The organism is Tateyamaria sp. Alg231-49 (assembly GCF_900143535.1).
GTDB lineage: Bacteria > Pseudomonadota > Alphaproteobacteria > Rhodobacterales > Rhodobacteraceae > Tateyamaria.
The window spans coordinates 235,866-252,409 of sequence record NZ_FRFA01000007.1 but is presented as its reverse complement, the minus strand read 5'-3'; the positions used below and the strand labels follow the sequence as shown (position 1 = coordinate 252,409).

Annotated in this window: 17 protein-coding genes; 11 read left to right on the top strand and 6 right to left on the bottom strand. The window is 58.9% G+C overall.

Going from position 1 to position 16,544, the window contains the following annotated elements; genetic code table 11:
- Positions 1-19 precede the first annotated feature (19 nt).
- The 6 genes from DHN60_RS13220 to DHN60_RS13195 all read left to right on the top strand — a co-directional run bounded on the left by DHN60_RS13220 (position 20) and on the right by DHN60_RS13195 (position 5,459).
- Positions 20-913, top strand: coding sequence for a PfkB family carbohydrate kinase (locus DHN60_RS13220; RefSeq protein ID WP_108837775.1), 894 nt, complete (start codon positions 20-22; stop codon positions 911-913).
- Positions 910-1,830, top strand: a complete 921-nt coding sequence (locus DHN60_RS13215; RefSeq protein WP_108837774.1) for a pseudouridine-5'-phosphate glycosidase — start codon at positions 910-912, stop codon at positions 1,828-1,830. Before DHN60_RS13220 ends, DHN60_RS13215 begins: the two co-directional genes overlap by 4 nt.
- Positions 1,831-1,914: 84 nt before the next feature.
- A complete protein-coding gene (locus DHN60_RS13210) occupies positions 1,915-2,661 on the top strand; it encodes a DUF502 domain-containing protein (RefSeq protein WP_108837773.1) in 747 nt (248 codons plus the stop codon).
- A 412-nt stretch (positions 2,662-3,073) separates the two neighbouring features.
- Entirely contained in the window at positions 3,074-4,786 is a 1,713-nt protein-coding gene (locus DHN60_RS13205) for an extracellular solute-binding protein (protein WP_108837828.1), read from the top strand.
- A gap of 115 nt (positions 4,787-4,901) precedes the next feature.
- Entirely contained in the window at positions 4,902-5,084 is a 183-nt protein-coding gene (locus DHN60_RS22840; RefSeq protein WP_255415568.1) for an aquaporin, read from the top strand.
- 153 nt (positions 5,085-5,237) lie between these two features.
- Positions 5,238-5,459 carry a hypothetical protein gene (locus tag DHN60_RS13195; RefSeq protein WP_108837771.1) on the top strand — a complete coding sequence of 74 codons (222 nt, stop codon included), beginning with the start codon at positions 5,238-5,240 and terminating at the stop codon, positions 5,457-5,459.
- A gap of 3 nt (positions 5,460-5,462) precedes the next feature.
- Here DHN60_RS13195 and DHN60_RS13190 read toward each other — a convergent pair whose 3' ends face one another.
- Positions 5,463-6,086: a helix-turn-helix domain-containing protein gene (locus DHN60_RS13190; RefSeq protein WP_108837770.1), complete on the bottom strand. Its 624-nt coding sequence runs from the start codon at positions 6,084-6,086 to the stop codon at positions 5,463-5,465.
- Positions 6,087-6,152: 66 nt separating this feature from the next.
- Between DHN60_RS13190 and DHN60_RS13185 the strand changes: the two genes are divergently transcribed.
- The 3 genes from DHN60_RS13185 to DHN60_RS13175 all read left to right on the top strand — a co-directional run bounded on the left by DHN60_RS13185 (position 6,153) and on the right by DHN60_RS13175 (position 9,677).
- A complete protein-coding gene (locus DHN60_RS13185) occupies positions 6,153-7,676 on the top strand; it encodes a class I adenylate-forming enzyme family protein (RefSeq protein ID WP_108837769.1) in 1,524 nt (507 codons plus the stop codon).
- A gap of 1 nt (position 7,677) precedes the next feature.
- On the top strand, positions 7,678-8,334 hold the full coding sequence (locus tag DHN60_RS13180; RefSeq protein WP_108837768.1) for a DsbA family oxidoreductase: 657 nt from the start codon (positions 7,678-7,680) through the stop codon (positions 8,332-8,334).
- A gap of 122 nt (positions 8,335-8,456) precedes the next feature.
- Positions 8,457-9,677 (top strand): multidrug effflux MFS transporter, encoded by a 1,221-nt coding sequence (locus tag DHN60_RS13175; protein ID WP_234423634.1) that lies wholly within the window; start codon positions 8,457-8,459, stop codon positions 9,675-9,677.
- Between the two features lie 42 nt (positions 9,678-9,719).
- On the opposite strand, the gene DHN60_RS13170 is transcribed toward DHN60_RS13175, so the two are convergent.
- A complete protein-coding gene (locus DHN60_RS13170) occupies positions 9,720-10,265 on the bottom strand; it encodes an rRNA large subunit pseudouridine synthase E (protein ID WP_108837767.1) in 546 nt (181 codons plus the stop codon).
- Positions 10,265-12,730 (bottom strand): penicillin acylase family protein, encoded by a 2,466-nt coding sequence (locus tag DHN60_RS13165; RefSeq protein WP_108837766.1) that lies wholly within the window; start codon positions 12,728-12,730, stop codon positions 10,265-10,267. The genes DHN60_RS13170 and DHN60_RS13165 overlap by 1 nt, the downstream gene beginning before the upstream one ends.
- A gap of 104 nt (positions 12,731-12,834) precedes the next feature.
- On the opposite strand from DHN60_RS13165, the gene DHN60_RS13160 reads away from it, so the two are divergent.
- The gene (locus DHN60_RS13160; protein WP_108837765.1) at positions 12,835-13,707 is read left to right on the top strand and encodes an NAD(P)-dependent oxidoreductase; all 873 of its coding nucleotides are present in this window, start codon (positions 12,835-12,837) and stop codon (positions 13,705-13,707) included.
- 73 nt (positions 13,708-13,780) lie between these two features.
- Here DHN60_RS13160 and DHN60_RS13155 read toward each other — a convergent pair whose 3' ends face one another.
- From DHN60_RS13155 to hemB, 3 genes are all read right to left on the bottom strand, one after another.
- Complete coding sequence (locus DHN60_RS13155) at positions 13,781-14,347, bottom strand: YSC84-related protein (protein ID WP_108837764.1); 567 nt, start codon at positions 14,345-14,347, stop codon at positions 13,781-13,783.
- A gap of 132 nt (positions 14,348-14,479) precedes the next feature.
- Positions 14,480-14,869 carry a GFA family protein gene (locus DHN60_RS13150; protein WP_108837763.1) on the bottom strand — a complete coding sequence of 130 codons (390 nt, stop codon included), beginning with the start codon at positions 14,867-14,869 and terminating at the stop codon, positions 14,480-14,482.
- A complete protein-coding gene (hemB, locus tag DHN60_RS13145) occupies positions 14,866-15,867 on the bottom strand; it encodes a porphobilinogen synthase (RefSeq protein WP_108837762.1) in 1,002 nt (333 codons plus the stop codon). Before hemB ends, DHN60_RS13150 begins: the two co-directional genes overlap by 4 nt.
- Before the next feature lie 141 nt (positions 15,868-16,008).
- On the opposite strand from hemB, the gene DHN60_RS13140 reads away from it, so the two are divergent.
- Positions 16,009-16,536, top strand: a complete 528-nt coding sequence (locus DHN60_RS13140; protein WP_108837761.1) for a component of SufBCD complex — start codon at positions 16,009-16,011, stop codon at positions 16,534-16,536.
- The last annotated feature ends 8 nt before the right edge of the window (positions 16,537-16,544 follow it).

The following is a 16,544-nucleotide window of genomic DNA, read 5'->3' as shown; positions in this document are numbered from 1 at the left end:
ACAGCGGCACAAGGGTCGCATGAGCAAAGCCGCTGACATCCTTTGTATCGGATCGGTCCTTTGGGACATGATCGCCCGCGCTCCCGTCGCCATGCGCGTTGGGTCTGATAACGCGGGTCGCATAGAGCGTATCCCCGGCGGAGTGGCTCTGAACATCGCGATGACACTTGCGCGCACGGGCCTGACCCCGGCCCTGTTAACCGCAGTTGGGCGCGATGCGGCGGGCGACGAACTGATTGCCGCCTGCGAGGCGCGCGGCCTGATCACCGACCTTGTCCATCGATCTGTTGATCTGCCCACCGATCAGTATATGGCGATCGAAGGCGCCAATGGGCTGATCGCAGCCGTGGCTGACGCCCATTCTCTTGAAAGTGCCGGGGACAAGATCCTGAGCCCCCTCATCGATGGCAGGCTGGCAACGCAGGACGCGCCCTACATGGGCCTTGTTGCGCTGGACGGGAACCTGACCGTGGACTTGCTGACCGAGATCGCCACCAGTCCAATCCTTGTCGGTGCGGACCTGCGCATCGCACCCGCATCCCCCGGCAAGGCCGACCGGCTGGCCCCGTTTTTGGCTCACAAACGCGGCACACTTTATGTCAACCTCGAAGAGGCCGGGACATTGAGCGGGCGCAGCGTAACCAACTCCTTTGAGGGCGCCGAGGCGATGCTGGATGCAGGCGCACAGCGGGTACTGGTCACGGATGGCGGCAACAACGCCACCGAGGGCTCCCGCGATGGATTGATATCTCAAACACCGCCCAAAGCCGATGTGACCCGCGTCACCGGTGCGGGCGATACCTTTATGGCCGCCCATATCGCAGCCGAAGTGCGCGGAGCATCGCGTGAAATGTCCCTCATGCGCGCTCTAGAGGCCGCTTCAATCTATGTTTCGGGAAAAACGCCCATATGATTTCTTTGACCCGCGCGCCCGCCGTGGCCGCCGCTCAGGCGGCAGGCACGCCACTTGTGGCACTGGAAAGCACCATCATCACCCACGGAATGCCTTATCCTCAAAACCTTGAGGTCGCCCGGCAGGTCGAAGCGGACGTCCGCGCGCATGGGGCTGAACCCGCCACCATGGCCGTGATTGAAGGCACGTTGCACATCGGTCTGGACGATGGACAGTTGGAAGCGCTGGCACAGGCCCGCAATGTCGCCAAACTGTCGCGCGCAGATATGGCCGCCTGCATCGCCACAGGCGGGACAGGCGCGACCACCGTTGCCGCAACCATGATCGCTGCCCGGCTTGCGGGGATCGAAGTTTTTGCCACAGGCGGCATCGGCGGCGTGCACAAAGGTGCCGAAGGCACGTTTGATATCTCGGCCGATTTGCTGGAACTGGCCCAGACCCCGGTTACCGTCATTGCGGCCGGTGCCAAGGCGATCCTCGATATCCCCAAAACCCTCGAAGTGCTGGAAACCCAAGGCGTGCCCGTGATCGCCTATGGCCAGGACGACATGCCCGCCTTTTGGTCGCGCAGTGCAGGTATCGCCGCGCCGTTGCGCATGGACAGTGCGAAAAGCATCGCAAAAGCACATGCCATGCGCCGCGACATGGAGATTCCCGGCGGACAACTGGTGGCCAACCCGATCCCTCATGAGGCTGAAATCGACCGCGCCACCCTCGCCCCGATCATCGCACAGGCGACGCAGGATGCGGACACCCATGGCATCACAGGCAAGGCAGTTACCCCCTACCTGCTGCAACGAATTTTCGAACTGACAGACGGACAGTCCCTGACCGCCAATATTGCGCTTGTCCGTAACAACGCGCGGCTCGGCGCCGAAATTGCCACGCAATTAGGCAACGTGACCCATAATGCCTGATCCACAGGCACAAAGCCGGGGCGCAACCATTGTAGTGCCCTCTGCCTTCCCCTACGTATCCCACGAACCAGTCGCGGGACGCACATGAACACCCCTTTCGATCCTGAAAAACCCCGCCGCCCCGGTCTGTTGTCCAGATTGCGGGCCTCGTTTCTGACCGGATTGGTGGTTATCGCTCCGGTGGGCCTGACGATCTGGCTGATCTGGACGGTGATCGGATGGATCGACGGCTTTGTCTGGCCGTTGGTGCCAAATGTCTGGCAGCCGGATTCGATTGTGAATTACTGGCTCGGCAATCCGCGGATGATCAATCAGGACGGCGTGATCATTCCCAACCCGGATTGGATACGCGTCAACGTGCGCGGCGTCGGTGTCATCGTCTTTTTGCTGTTCACCATTTTTATCGGCTGGATCGCCAAAGGCTATATCGGACGGTCGCTGATCCGATGGGCCGAAAGTCTTGTTGAGCGCACGCCAGTGGTGCGTTCTATCTATTCGGGCATCAAACAAATCTCGGAAACGGTGTTTGCGCAGTCCGAAAGGTCCTTCGAAAAGGCTTGCCTGATCGAGTATCCGCGCAAGGGCATCTGGGCTATCGGCTTTATTTCAACGACCGCCAAAGGCGAGGTCAGCGAGCGCGCTGGTAATACAGGTGAGCTGCGCAGCATCTTTGTGCCCACGACACCAAACCCGACCTCTGGATTTTTGCTGTTCTTCCCTGCCGAAGACGTGATCGAACTGGATATGAGTGTCGAGGATGCAGCCAAACTGGTGATCTCGGCGGGGCTCGTTTATCCGAATGGCAAGGACCCGACGCAGCCACCCAAGTAAGCATTGGTTGAAGCATGCCAATCGTTCACCTGCGCCATCAGATTCGGGATCAACGCCACATATTCTTTTGGTGATCGTGTTCTGCACTGACACAAATTCGAACAAAAAAAAACGCCAGCACGAAGCTGGCGTTAAGTTATTGAGGCAGGTTTCATACAGGCAAGAAACCTATCGAGCAGTGACTTAGTTATAAGCAAATGCGCTCAAAGAGTCCAAGCTAAAAGTTTGATAATGCGTAAAGGTCCAACGCTCGCTATTGTTAACAAAACAAGGGCAATTGAGGATTGTTTACGATATGGGCCGGGATTATTTCCAATTTGAGAAGGTGCGTTTAATCGCATTTGGCGCGATTCTGTTAACCTTTGTGTCAGGTGTGACGCAGACACAAGCAGAGCCAAGCCATGGCATAGCTATGTATGGAGCGCCTGCCCTACCACCGGATTTTGTGTCTCTTCCGCACGCGAATCCCGATGCCCCAAAAGGCGGCGCCATAACGCTGGCAAACACTGGCAGCTTTGATTCGCTCAATCCCTACATTCAGAAGGGCAACGTGCCCTGGCAGCTGCGTTTTTTAACCCACGAATCCCTGATGGGGCGCAACCGCAACGAACCCTTTGCGCTCTACGGCGTGCTCGCCGAATCGATTGAGGTGCCGGACGATCGCTCTTGGGTGGAGTTCACCCTGCGCCCCGAGGCGCGGTTCTCTGATGGCAGCCCGGTGACGGTCGAGGATGTGATCTGGTCCTACGAAACGCTTGGGACCGAAGGGCATGGACGCTACCGCAGTCTCTGGACCCAGATCGAAACTCTTGAGCAGGTCGGCCCGGCCACCGTCCGGTTTACCTTCAACACCGAAAATCGCGAACTGGCGTTGCTGGCAGGCATGCGTCCGATTCTGCAAAAGGCGCAGTGGGAAGGGAAATCCTTCGCCGATGCTGCCCTTGGCGATATCCCGATAGGAAGCGGACCTTACGTGATCAGCGATTACGAGGCGGCCCGTAATGTCGTCCTGACGCGCAATCCTGACTATTGGGGTGCCGACCTGAACTTTATGCGCGGCACTTTCAACTTTGACGAAATCACAATCGATTTTTACGGCGACGGCGATGTGGTGTTCGAAGCCTTCAAGGCAGGCGGCGTATCTGCCATGCGCGAGTTCAACGCAGATGCCTGGGCCAACCAGTACAGCTTCCCCCGCGTCGAATCTGGCGCAGTGTCGAAGTCAGAAATCAAACACCAAAAGCCATCCGGCATCACCGGCTTTGTCATGAATACAAGGCGGGCGCCGTTTGATGACTGGCGCGTGCGCGAGGCGCTGATCACCGCATTCAACTTTGAATACATCAACGACACCCTTACAGGCGGCGCACAACCGCGCATCACCTCATACTTCTCCAATTCGCCACTTGCCATGGAACCCGGACCAGCCAAAGGCGCGGTTGCCGCATTGCTCGCGCCCTTCAACGGGAAACTGTTGCCAGGTGTGATGGAAGGTTATGAACTGCCCCAAAGCGATGGCACTTTGCGCAACCGTGCCGGTCTGCGCCGCGCCCTTGGCCTGCTGGAAGAGGCTGGATGGACGACTCAAGACGGCAAATTGCGCAATGCCGATGGTCAGGCCATGGCCTTTACCATTCTCTTGGATCAGCAACGCAGTGAAGACCGCGCAATCGCGGATCTCTACACTCAGGCGCTTGAACAAATGGGAATCGACGTCACAACCGAACTGGTGGACGGCGCGCAATTCACGGCCCGTACAACCACCTATGACTTCGACATGACATACCATCGCCGCGCCATGTCACTGAGCCCCGGAAACGAACAGTTTTTCTACTGGGGATCTGAAGCCGCGGATCAAGAAGGCTCACGCAATCTCATGGGGGCCAAAGACCCTGCCATTGACGCGATGATCACCGCTATGCTCACAGCCCGCAGTGCCGAAGAGAGCGTTGCCGCGACCCGCGCCCTCGACCGTCTTTTGATCGCGGGACGTTATGTGGTGCCGTTCTGGCAGTTCACGACAGGCCGGATCGCGCATGTCAAAGAGATGAAACACCCTGACGTTATCCCAATCTACGGCGATGGGCCGGATTGGATGCCACAGTTCTGGTGGTACGAAGAGTAGTCCCATACGCCTGCAACTGATCGCCCAAGGGGTCGGCACAATGACGCTGCCATTCAGCGTCATCGGCTACGGCACTTTGGGTGCGCCCCTTGCATAGGAAAGTGACGCAATCGCTTTGCTGGGCAAAGCGATTGCCACCCGATGTATGCTCTACGACATCATCACCGTTGTTGGCTCTATTTCAGGTGCACACCTCAATCCTGCTGTGACCCCGTCTTCACTTGCACGGCGATATTGCGGGGCCGCTGGTGACTGGCTTTGTCGTTGCCCAACTGGCCACAGGCATATTCTATCATAGGTTGTATCTAAAATTTTTCGCGCGATAAACCTTGATCGCTCTGCCAATTGCAATAGAGTCTGCCCGGGTTGGATGTCTGACGTGCGTAAACAATCTGCAACGTCGCTACTATGGCCTTTGACACGGCCAGACCTAGACCGTACGGGGGTACGCATGAACTGGAACGACCTGACCCAAAATTGGGCGGCGAGCTTTACTGCCTTGTGCAATGAGTTCCCAAACCTTGAACCAAGCGCCATGCCGTTTCTAAAAGCGGACCAAGAACGTTTTGAGAGTTATCTGGCCGCCACGCACGATATGTCACTTAAAGAGGCGCAAGATGCATTCGATGCGTATCTGACGCGGCAAACATCCACAGAACGGCATACCGCCTGATCATCAGGCTAGCGATGTCACCCAAAGGATCAGCGCGTCATCGTCGCTGGTGGACACCACGTTGTGGCCCATCGTTGCGTCGTAATACGCGCTGTCTCCGCGCCGCATTTCTACGGGTTCGTAGAATTCGGTATACAGTCGGATCACACCCGTCAGCACGTATAGAAACTCTTCGCCGTCGTGTCGTACCCAGCCGTCAAATTCATCCATGGTGCGCGCCCGCACACGCGCGCGGTAGGGCAACATAGTTTTCTTCGTAAGGGCTTCGGCAAGCAATTCATGCTCATACGTCACTGTTGCCTGTGCGTTGCCCTCGCCCGAGCGGGTCATCACCATGCGTCCGTTGATCTGCCCCTTTTCAGGCGGCGTAAACAGTTGAGGAACCGAAATTTCCAGCCCCACGGCCAGCTTTTTTAGGGCCTCATAGGTGGGTGACATTTGTCCGTTTTCGATCTTGGACAAAGTCGACCGCGCCAATCCCGCCTGCCCTGCGGCCTGCTCGAGCGTCCAGTCTCGCGCTTTGCGCAACTCCCGCACCCGTGCGCCCAGATCCAACGGCTCAGGCATCTCTTCGCTGCCAGTCGAGCGCGCGATTTCAATCAGAGATTTGGGATCTTTTCCGGTCATGCCACATTCTATATGGTGCCGCAGTCACGCTTGCAACACTGGTCGCCAGACCGTAGCGCTAGACTCATGCTGAGCGTCACAAACCCCAAACCATTTCCTGCCTGCCCAAGCCCGTTCAACATGGCGGCATACGTTCTTTCACGCGCGGACGCCTTGCCAGACAAGGTTGCTGTGGCGGTGGTGTCCGAGAAAAGCGTTGAGAGCTTTACATATGCAAAGCTGGTGGCGGCAGTGCGTTGCACGGGGACTGGGTTTCTTCAAGCCGGGTGCAAGCCCGGGGACAAAATCCTGCTGCGGCTGGGCAATACCATCGACTTCCCCATTGCCTATCTCGGCGCGTTGGCTGTCGGGCTTGTCCCAATTCCAACGTCCGCCGCGCTCAGCGTGAACGAAGTCGCACTGATTGTCGCGCAGATGCAGCCTCGTATCATTCTGCGCGATCCTGATGTTACCTCTGTCCCCGGCGCTCCTGAAATCGGTCTCGCGGCGCTGCGCGAAATGCGTGCGCTTCCTCCGGCGCCATGGGACATGGGCGATCCCGATCGGTTGGGATATATCGTTTATACGTCCGGAACGTCTGGTGCGCCTCGTGCCGTCGCGCATGCCCATCGCGCGATCTGGGCCCGTCGGATGATGCACCAAGGCTGGTACGGTCTGCGACCGGACGATGTGCTGATGCATGCCGGGGCATTCAACTGGACCTACACGTTGGGCACAGGCCTGATGGATCCATGGAGCGTCGGGGCCACAGCACTTGTCCCAGGCTCTGGCACGCCGCCAGAGACGCTCTGCGTTTTGTTGGCCCGGCACAACGGCACCCTGTTTGCCGCCGCTCCAGGCGTCTACCGGCAGATGTTGGCCCGCGGCCCCTTGCACGCCCTGCCCGACCTGCGCCATGCCCTCAGCGCCGGTGAAAAGCTGCCCGCGGCGACCCAAGAGGCGTGGCAGACTGCAACCGGCACCCAAATCTATGAAGCATACGGGTTGTCTGAGTGCTCCACCTTCATCTCGTCAAACCCCGAAGCGCCTTGCGAGACACAAGCGCTTGGGCGCCCCCAACCCGGTCGCCGGGTGGCCATCATTGGAGCGCAAGGGCCAGTGCCGATAGGTGATGTCGGTGTCATTTCAGTGCACCAAAGCGATCCGGGCCTTATGATCGGCTATCTTGGGCACCCTGCTGAGACACAGGCAAAATTTAAGGATGACTGGTTCCTCACCGGGGATCTGGGCCGCATGAGCGCGGATGGGCAGATCCACTACCTTGGGCGCGATGACGACATGATGAACGCGGGTGGGTATCGCGTCTCTCCAATTGAGGTAGAGGCGGTGGTCTCCGCAGCACCGGGCGTGACGTCCGCAGGGGCGGCAGAGGTTGAGGTCAAACCAGGTGTACATGTGATCGTCGCTTTTTATTCAAGCGCGGCCCCACTGGACGAAGACGCCTTGCGCACATATGTGGAGCCCAACTTAGCAACGTACAAACAGCCCCGTGCCTATATCCGGGTCAAACAGATGCCGATGAGCGCCAATGGCAAAATCCTGCGCCGCCGCCTGCACCTGTACTGGCCCAAGAATACGAAAGCTCACTGACATGACCGAACCCACTGACGGCCCCATCAAACTCGACATCATGTCAGATCCGATCTGCCCGTGGTGTTACATCGGCAAGGCGCATCTGGACCGTGCACTGGCGGCACATCCGGATCATCCCTTCGTCATTGAATGGCACCCATTCCAGTTGAACCCTGACATGCCCGAAGGCGGAATGGATCGGCGCGCATATCTTGAGGGCAAGTTTGGCGGCAAAGAAGGGGCTGTGCGCGCCTATGCACCCGTCGTGGAAAACGCAGCCAAAGCCGGGCTCAAGATCGACTTTGAAGGCATGCAGCGCACCCCGAACACGCTGGACGCACACCGCCTCATTCACTGGGCCGGGATCGAGGGCAAACAAACCGCCGCCGTATCCGCCCTGTTCAAAGCCTATTTTGTGGATGCACGCGATATTGGCGATCATGAAGTGTTGGCTGACATTGCAGACAGCATAGAGATGGACGCCGCTGTCGTAACGCGTCTGCTGGCGTCAGATGCAGATCGGGCAGATATTTCCGCTCGCGACACCCATAGCCGGAGTATGGGGATCAATTCGGTACCGACGTTCATCGTGGCAGGCAAACACGCGGTGCCCGGGGCCCAGCCCCCTGAGCTTTGGGCGCAGGTCATCGATGAACTGCGCGCTGGCGCGGATTGACCTCACGTAAACACGCATAAGTTAAAAAATTGTCCACTTCTCAACCATAAGTCGTTGCACCTCGCGCTTCCATCGACCAAAGTGACGCGACTTAGCGTCTGTAACTATGGAGCGGATGAGCCGTGGCAACCCCAAAGGGGCAAAACCTCAGCAAGGTCGAATTTATCGCCCTGATGGCGATGATGTTCGCAACAATCGCATTTTCGATCGACGCGATGATGCCAGCCCTGCCCGCGATTTCCGCCGACATCGCGCCGCTGGGTGTGGCGCAAGCCGCTCTGGTTATGACGTTTTTCGTGATCGGCATGGGCGCTGGCACATTCTTTACCGGGCCGTTGTCGGATGCCTATGGGCGCAAGCCTGTGGTCTACGCAGGCCTTGCCGTCTACGCGCTTGGCGCTGTTCTCAGCTGGATGGCTCCTACGCTGGAACTGATGTTGGCAGCGCGCGTTTTGCAGGGCCTTGGGGCTGCGGGGCCGCGCGTTGTGTCGGCGGCCATCATCCGAGACCTTTATTCCGGGCGCGCCATGGCCAGCATCATGTCCCTGACCATGGTTGTGTTTTTGCTGGTGCCCGGAGTGGCGCCGTTGATCGGGGCCGTGATTTCCGATGCGTTCGGGTGGCGTTCGATTTTTGCAGCTTTCCTAGTGTTCAGCATCGTTTTGTTTGTTTGGTTCTCAACACGCATCGGCGAAACCCTACCGGCCGAGGCCCGGCGCCCCTTGCGCGTCCCATTGATGCTGGATGCGGTGCGCCAGATGTTTGCGAACCCAACCGTACGTTTGTCGATTTATGTTCAGACCCTGATGTTGATGACCCTGTTTTCGGTGCTGACGATGGTGCAACCGATCTTTGATGTTACATTTGGGCGCGAGGAAAGCTTTCCGCTCTGGTTTGGCGCGATTGCAATCGCATCCGGTGTGTCCAGCTTGCTCAATGCCGCCGTGGTAGGGCGTTTTGGGATGCGGCGGCTGGTGACGTGGGCGCTTGCAACACAAGTGCTTCTTTCGGCAGTGTTTGTGCTGTGGATGCTGGCCGGTCTGCCTTTCCTGTTCCCTGTGTTTGTCTTTTGGCTTTGGGGGGTGATGTTTCAGGGTGGTCTGACCGTCGCCAATCTAAACGCCATTGCGATGGAACCAATGGGCCATATTGCGGGAATGGCGGCGTCCGTCATCGGGGCCGTATCAACCGTTTTGGGAGCAGCTCTCGCCTCTCCAGTGGGTCTTTTGTTTGATGGCACGCCCATGGCGTTGATCGTGACAGTGCTGTTGGCGAGTGCGGCTGGCTCTGTTTTGATGCAGCGGATGCGACGGGCTGAAATCGTTCAAGGCGTCAGTCTTTGATATCAAAGACCGGTTGAGTACCGACACGATGCCCACGCAGGCTTAAACCCGGCGCCACTGTCCTGGTTGCAAATCGTCTAAGGACCAGTCGCCGATCGCAACACGGATCAACCTCAGTGTCGGATAGCCCACATGCGCTGTCATGCGCCGCACTTGCCTGTTGCGCCCTTCCCGCAGGGTGAGTTCAATCCAGCAATCGGGTACGGATTTGCGCATCCGGATCGGTGGGTCCCTGTCCCAAAGCTGCGTTGGAGCGTCGATCCGTTTCGCAGTTGCCGGACGCGTGGGACCGTCTTTCAAAGTCACGCCTTGTGCCAGTGCCGCCAGCGCATCTTCTGTGATATTGCCCTCGACTTGCGCCCAGTATGTTTTGGGAGCCTTGAACTTGGGATTGGCAATGCGTGCCTGTAGAGCGCCATCGGACGTCAGCACCATCAATCCCTCGCTGTCCCGATCCAGACGCCCGGCCGGATAGACGCCTGGTACATCGATATAGGCCGACAAGGTTGGGCGGGCGGACCCTTGGGTGCCTTTATCCGTGAATTGGGACAATACGCCGAAAGGTTTGTTGAACAGGATGGTAGACACTACCGCAGCGGCTCCAAACGGGTGACCCCGACAGCTGCGGCCCGCGCGAGCCCTTCGTCAAGCGACATGGGGATGTACTCTCCACGCCGCCAGAGCTGCGCCAGATCGTCATAGTGACGCGATAGGAAATGCCCCGATTGGCCCGTCGAGATGACGAAAACCGAGCTGTTCGGATCAGCAAAGTCATAGACCCCGCGATAGCCTGCCCCGTGCACATTATGGAACGGGTTGCGCCCCTGCCCGCTTGTCAAACCCCGTTGGAGCGTGTTGTCTCCTCCAGACGTCGACTGGCGGATGTTAACGAGGTTGCGCAGCACCGGCACCTCGCCCAGTACCTGATGATCGTGAGTGGCCTGATGGGCATCCCCCCAACGCAAGGATTCCAGCTGACTGCCCCATGTTTCGTTGATCCAGACAAGCGCATCGTCCAGCGCAAACCGGGCCATGTCCGCACAGGTTTCGACCGGGGCGGATTGGCGCACATCGCACCAGACAGCGGCCCCATCGATGTCGCGAAAGACACGTTCGATAAACAATGGTTCGGGGTGTGTGAGGGTATCGGTCAGCGGTCCCAACTCGTCCCGTACCAACCGGTCCTGAAGGGCGCGCAGCCAAGCCGCATAGATCAGCGGTTCAGGCCAATGTTCGTTCATCTCCCCGTTCCACTCGGCCAGCAATGCCAGTGCACGCTGACGCTGACGTTCCGGGGTGCCTGACGGTGCGGCCTCGCCCGTAAACCACAGCTCGGACCCCATGAAGGGCAACAGGGTGCGCGCAGTAATCGACACGGTGTCCAATTGCGCTTCGATAAAACTGTCGCGTGTGTGCACTTCGCGGGCCTGCATCAGACGGCGCCAGCGTTGGACACGCTGCGTGTCCCCCCATGTAAAACTGACGTGGTTGGGAAACGGGCGATCGATCGTTTTGTTGTTCGTGTTGCCAAGGATACCCCCAACGGGTGCGACGAAACCCGGGTTTGACTGATAGGCCATACGCCCCTGCCAACGGTTTTCGGAACGCCAGCCAAGCGAGGGCATCCGCCCTTGACTTTGATGCGCCGTATCACGGCGCGGCACCGCACCAATTGTCTTCATTGCGATGCTGGAGCGGTCAACCAGCGTCAGGTTCTGGGCAGGCGCGATGTGGCCTTCGGCGGCGCTGATAGCCTCGGCCACGGTCTGGGCCATCATGAGCCGCAAACCCGATTGCACCGACGTGTCGCTAGGCGACAACACCGTCCAACTGAGCGCGGCCACGTGCCCCGGCGGCGTGACGGTTTCAAGGTTCCGGAAGCTGCCCGGCAAGATGGGGCCATTGTCACTCCACCGCAGCGTCAGAGTAACCGGGTCCTCTCCCTTGATCTGTAAGATAGAGGCCCGACTCTCAAAATCCTTGAACCCATCCGGCGTGCGGTACTGGCTTGGATTTTCGGGGTTCAGCTCTTCGATCAAAACGTCTTGATCGTCCACATAGGCCGTGGTCAGCCCCCAGCCCAAATTTTCTGACCGCCCCGTCAATACCATAGGCATACCGGGGATCGTCCCACCAATGACCGCCCCGCTTTGCAAGGAAAGGCGGGCCAGATACCACACCGCAGGGGCCGAAAAACCCAAATGCGGATCATTGGCTAACAGCGTGCCGCCCGAAGCAGATCTTGATGCAGCAGCAGCCCAAGCATTCGACGCCCCGGCCAGCCCGCGCGGACGGAACGGCGAGAGCGGATGCGGATCATCTGGCAAAGCTGCAAACGACTGCGTCGCGCCGGGCACGAGGCTCGCATATTCCGGCAAGCTGGCGACACCGGGTCCGGGTACATCCGGCAGGATATCAGCCAAACGGGCCGGATCATCCAAGGCCAGCGACACGCGTGCACGCAACACTTCCTCGCTCATATGCCCCGACAGTTGCAGCCCCATCAGCTTGGCCACAGCCAGACTGTCTGCAGGCCGCCACGGGGCAAGCGCCGTATTGAACAGAAACATCTCAGGCGCACCGCGCCCGAGCGCTTGCGCATTGATCTGATCAAGGCGGGCATTCACGCCAGCGGCGTAGGCTTTAAGGGCGGTAAGTGTCTCCGCGTCTTGCACCTCAACCGACTGCACAGCCAGCCGGTAAATATCCAAACGGCGGATAAAGCTGTCCACGTCGACAGTGGCGGAGCCAAACAACTCGCTCAAGCGGCCTTGTGCGGTTCGCCGCAGCATCATCATCTGCCACAGGCGATCTTGTGCATGGGCAAAGCCCAACCCATGAAATACATCCGCGTCGGTGGCCGCAAAAATATGGGGCACGTTGGCATTGTCGCGCACGATTTCGATCGTGTCGCTGATCCCCGGGACCCGCACCACGGCGTCGTAATTGGGCAAAGACCGCGAGGCGAGGTAATACACCAGCGCAATGGCCATCACGCTCAGAACAATCAGAACCGCGGCCATGCGCACAAGCCACTGAAACACCACTGCCATATCGACCGGTCCCCCTTGCTGTGCGTTGACCCTTGGCTCATGACTGTTAGGTAGACAGGGACAAAAGCGCAAGCGGGGCTTGGCGCAAAACGTGAGGGAAAAACATGGCAAAGCTAGCATTCTTGGGTCTGGGCGTAATGGGCGGACCAATGGCAGGGCATCTGCAAAAGGCAGGGCACGACGTTACGGTTTACAATCGGACGGCGGCAAGGGCCGATGCTTGGGTCAAGGCCTATGGTGGAGCCATGGCAACAACACCGCGCGAAGCCGCCTCAGGCGCAGAGTTTGTGATGTCCTGCGTGGGTAATGACGATGACCTGCGCTCGGTCACTCTGGGGGAAGATGGTGCGTTTGCCGGGATGGAATCTGGCGCTGTCTTTGTCGATCACACCACTGTGTCGGCGGCGGTAACTTCAGAGCTTTATGCTACGGCAGATGCCTTGCAGATCAGCTATGTGGATGCCCCGATTTCGGGTGGTCAGGCGGGGGCTGAGAATGCCGCCCTGTCAATCATGTGCGGTGGGGACGCCGGCGCTTATGAACGCGCTGAACCGGTTATGAACACCTATGCCAAACTGTGCCGCCGTATCGGTGAAAGCGGCACCGGTCAAACCACCAAAATGTGCAATCAGATTGCCATCGCAGGCCTTGTTCAAGGCCTGTCAGAGGCGCTGCACTTTGCCGAAAAGGCGGGCCTTGACGGGCGTGCCGTGGTTGAGGTGATCAGTCAGGGCGCCGCAGGCTCTTGGCAAATGGCAAACCGCTACGAAACGATGCTGGATGATCATTTTGATCATGGCTTTGCCGTGGACTGGATGCGCAAAGACCTTGGGATTTGCCTGGACACAGCGGACGAAAACGGGGCCAGCCTACCAGTCACGGCACTGGTCGATCAGTTTTACAAAGATGTGCAAAAGCTGGGCGGCGGTCGGTGGGATACATCGAGCCTGATCAAGCGATTGCGCGCGATGGGATGATGTAGCCCGGTGGGTGGCGCCAATATGCGCAGTCGCGCAAACGTTCACCCACCGTTACAACGCAAATCGCGCATCAGGGAATGATGCGCGTGTACTTCGTGCCTTCCAATGTCGCACCAAGACGCAGACCAGCTTGGGCAAAGACCGCAGCCAACACGGGAGACAAGGTTGTGGTTGTGTCTGCCGCAACGCTTTCGCCTTTGTCGGAGATCACATATTCCAGATCCGCGCCTGCCGCCCAGCCGGGAGAACGGCGGAAATCAGTGAGTGCCTCATTGGTCATGAAAAACAGCACGTGGGCGAACTGCTGTGCGCCGATTTGCAAGCCACCTGATCCTTTGATGACCGAATAATAGTCAACGGTCGTGTCGTTGACCAAAAGCGCGCCGCGCCCGTAGGCCCCGCCAAAACCAAACCCGGCCTCGGTCACCAGCGGCATGACCAGCAGGCCATCCGCTTTGTCTGCCAGTTGGCGCGTGTTGGGATAGCTGCGATACATCTCGTCCAGCGTGGCCCCAACGCGTGCGTCGATTGTGACCGCGCCGCGACTGCCCACGCCGTTGCCGCATGCTGCAACTGCGCCTGTAGATGCCAATGCCCCAAGCGTGAAGACACGCCGCGACATACCTAAATGTGTCATGTTTGAACCGCCTGTATTGCTCAATGTGCTGCGCGGTTTGCCCGCGCTTGGCGCAACCATACGCCTATTGCTGGCCCCTGTCACGTGTTTGCAACTGTTTGGCGGGTTTTTGCTATGAGTTAAGATTGAGGATTAGGCGTCGAACGCAATATCGCGCCCGGGAATGTGACGAACTGGGATGCCGTCGGTGTCAAATCCATCAAGACATCGCAAGTTGACCGCCCAGCCATCGAACTCTGTCTGGCCTTGTGCCCTTTCGCCCCGTGTCAGCGCCGCAGGGCGCCGGAAGGCAAGGATTCCGCAGTGTGGGCAAAAGTAATCTTTGGCGGTGAACGATCCCCACTCATACAGCGTCAGTTCGGACAAAGGTGTATGAAGGGTCAGAGCATCATTGGGCACACGGAAGTTCAGCGCTCCGCGCTTGTGACAGATGCTGCAATTACAGATGCGCGCGTGATCAATGTCCGCCTCGACTTCGAAGCGGACAAAACCGCAGTGACAGCGACCCGAATATCGCGTCATGCGCCTTGCAGCAGGCGGGCGGCGGCAGGCGCGAAATAGGTGAGGATGCCGTCGCACCCTGCCCGCTTGAAAGCCATCAGGCTTTCGAGCATCACCCGCTCCTCGTCAATCCAGCCGTTCTGTCCTGCGGCCTTGATCATCGCAAACTCGCCCGACACCTGATAGGCAAAAGTGGGCGCTCCGAATGTGTCGCGAGCACGGCGACAGATATCAAGGTACGGCAGGCCCGGCTTGACCATGATCATGTCTGCCCCTTCAGCCAGATCGCGTTCGATCAGGCGCATCGCCTCATCAGCATTGCCCGGGTCCATCTGGTAGGTTTTCTTGTCCCCCGTGAGCGCACCAGACGCCCCGACAGCATCCCGGAACGGGCCATAGAATGCACTGGCGTATTTGGCGGCATAGCTGAGGATCATCACCCTTTGATGGCCCGCGCCCTCAAGTGCCGCCCGCATCGCACCAATTCGGCCATCCATCATATCGGAGGGGCCAATGATGTCGGCACCCGCATCGGCCTGCGCCAGCGTCATCTTGACCAGCGCCTCAACGGTACGGTCATTCACGATCTCTCCGTCTTCGACGAACCCATCATGGCCGTTGATGTTGTAGGTATCGAGCGCGACGTCCGTCATAACGGCGATCTCGGGCACCGCCGCTTTGATGGCACGGATGGCCCTGTTGGCATGGTTGTTCGGATCCCAGGCGCCCGCACAGTCTTCGGTGCGCTCTTCGAGTCCGGTGTAGGGGAAAAGGCAAATGGCCGGGATGCCCAGATCAGCAGCCTCGCGGGCGGCCTCGACCACTTTATCGACCGAGCGGCGAAAGACACCGGGCATAGAAGAAATAGGCTCCTCTATCCCTTCGCCACTCCGAACAAAAACGGGCCAAATGAAATCATCGACGCTTAGCGTATTCTGGCGCACAAGGTTGCGGATCGCCGGCGTGGCGCGGGTGCGGCGCAGGCGGGTTGCCGGAAAGGGGCTTTGGGTCGGGCGCATGTGCAGTTGTCCAGTTTGGGTGACAGGCTATGGGTGGCATGGAATTTTGCGCTTGCCAAGTCTAGGCATCCTGCCCCGCGCGCGCTAAGAGGGTCGCCAAACACTGCGGGCAAGCCCCGTAAGAGGCAAGCAAGGCGACGCGTGGACTGGCACGAAACCATCTTTGAACTCATCGACATGCGCTCGTTCTCGAACCTGTGGTTCTGGATCGCGCTGGCGGTTGTGTGGTCGACAGCCAGCCATTGGGTGCTGGGCGTGCCTTATGACATGGTGGCTCGCGCGCGGCGCTATGGCGGGCAAGCGTCCGAAGATCTGGATGCGCTGGTGCACATCAACACAAACCGGCTGTTGTTCATTAGCAAAGTGTCGGGTCTCTGGCTGCTGGGCTTCACCTGCTTTTTCCTCACCGGTCTTGCGCTGTTGGGCTTTGTCTATGGTGTCGAGTTTGCGCAAGCGGTGTTTCTGCTGGGTTTTCCAATGTCCCTTGTGGGCGCTCTGAACCTCTCGACCGCCCGGTTGATACAGATCGAACAGGCGACGGGCGAAGCACTTTGGCGCCGCCTTGGCCGCCATCGCACCTATGTGCAGGCCATCGGGATGGTCGCGATTTTCGCAACAGCCCTATGGGGGATGTACCAAAACATGTCCGTGGGCCCCTTCGGCGGTTGACAGAGAAC

What these genes read in the sequence shown, in the direction of transcription:
- DHN60_RS13195 (WP_108837771.1), top strand. Translation starts at nt 5,238, where the DNA reads ATGAACTGGAACGACCTGACCCAAAATTGGGCGGCGAGCTTTACTGCC.
- DHN60_RS13205 (WP_108837828.1), top strand. Translation starts at nt 3,074, where the DNA reads ATGTATGGAGCGCCTGCCCTACCACCGGATTTTGTGTCTCTTCCGCAC.
- DHN60_RS13220 (WP_108837775.1), top strand. Translation starts at nt 20, where the DNA reads ATGAGCAAAGCCGCTGACATCCTTTGTATCGGATCGGTCCTTTGGGAC.
- DHN60_RS13155 (WP_108837764.1), bottom strand. Translation starts at nt 14,347, where the DNA reads ATGACACATTTAGGTATGTCGCGGCGTGTCTTCACGCTTGGGGCATTG.
- DHN60_RS13180 (WP_108837768.1), top strand. Translation starts at nt 7,678, where the DNA reads ATGACCGAACCCACTGACGGCCCCATCAAACTCGACATCATGTCAGAT.
- DHN60_RS13165 (WP_108837766.1), bottom strand. Translation starts at nt 12,730, where the DNA reads ATGGCAGTGGTGTTTCAGTGGCTTGTGCGCATGGCCGCGGTTCTGATT.
- DHN60_RS13215 (WP_108837774.1), top strand. Translation starts at nt 910, where the DNA reads ATGATTTCTTTGACCCGCGCGCCCGCCGTGGCCGCCGCTCAGGCGGCA.
- DHN60_RS13190 (WP_108837770.1), bottom strand. Translation starts at nt 6,086, where the DNA reads ATGACCGGAAAAGATCCCAAATCTCTGATTGAAATCGCGCGCTCGACT.
- DHN60_RS13210 (WP_108837773.1), top strand. Translation starts at nt 1,915, where the DNA reads ATGAACACCCCTTTCGATCCTGAAAAACCCCGCCGCCCCGGTCTGTTG.
- hemB (WP_108837762.1), bottom strand. Translation starts at nt 15,867, where the DNA reads ATGCGCCCGACCCAAAGCCCCTTTCCGGCAACCCGCCTGCGCCGCACC.
- DHN60_RS13150 (WP_108837763.1), bottom strand. Translation starts at nt 14,869, where the DNA reads ATGACGCGATATTCGGGTCGCTGTCACTGCGGTTTTGTCCGCTTCGAA.
- DHN60_RS13160 (WP_108837765.1), top strand. Translation starts at nt 12,835, where the DNA reads ATGGCAAAGCTAGCATTCTTGGGTCTGGGCGTAATGGGCGGACCAATG.
- DHN60_RS13185 (WP_108837769.1), top strand. Translation starts at nt 6,153, where the DNA reads ATGCTGAGCGTCACAAACCCCAAACCATTTCCTGCCTGCCCAAGCCCG.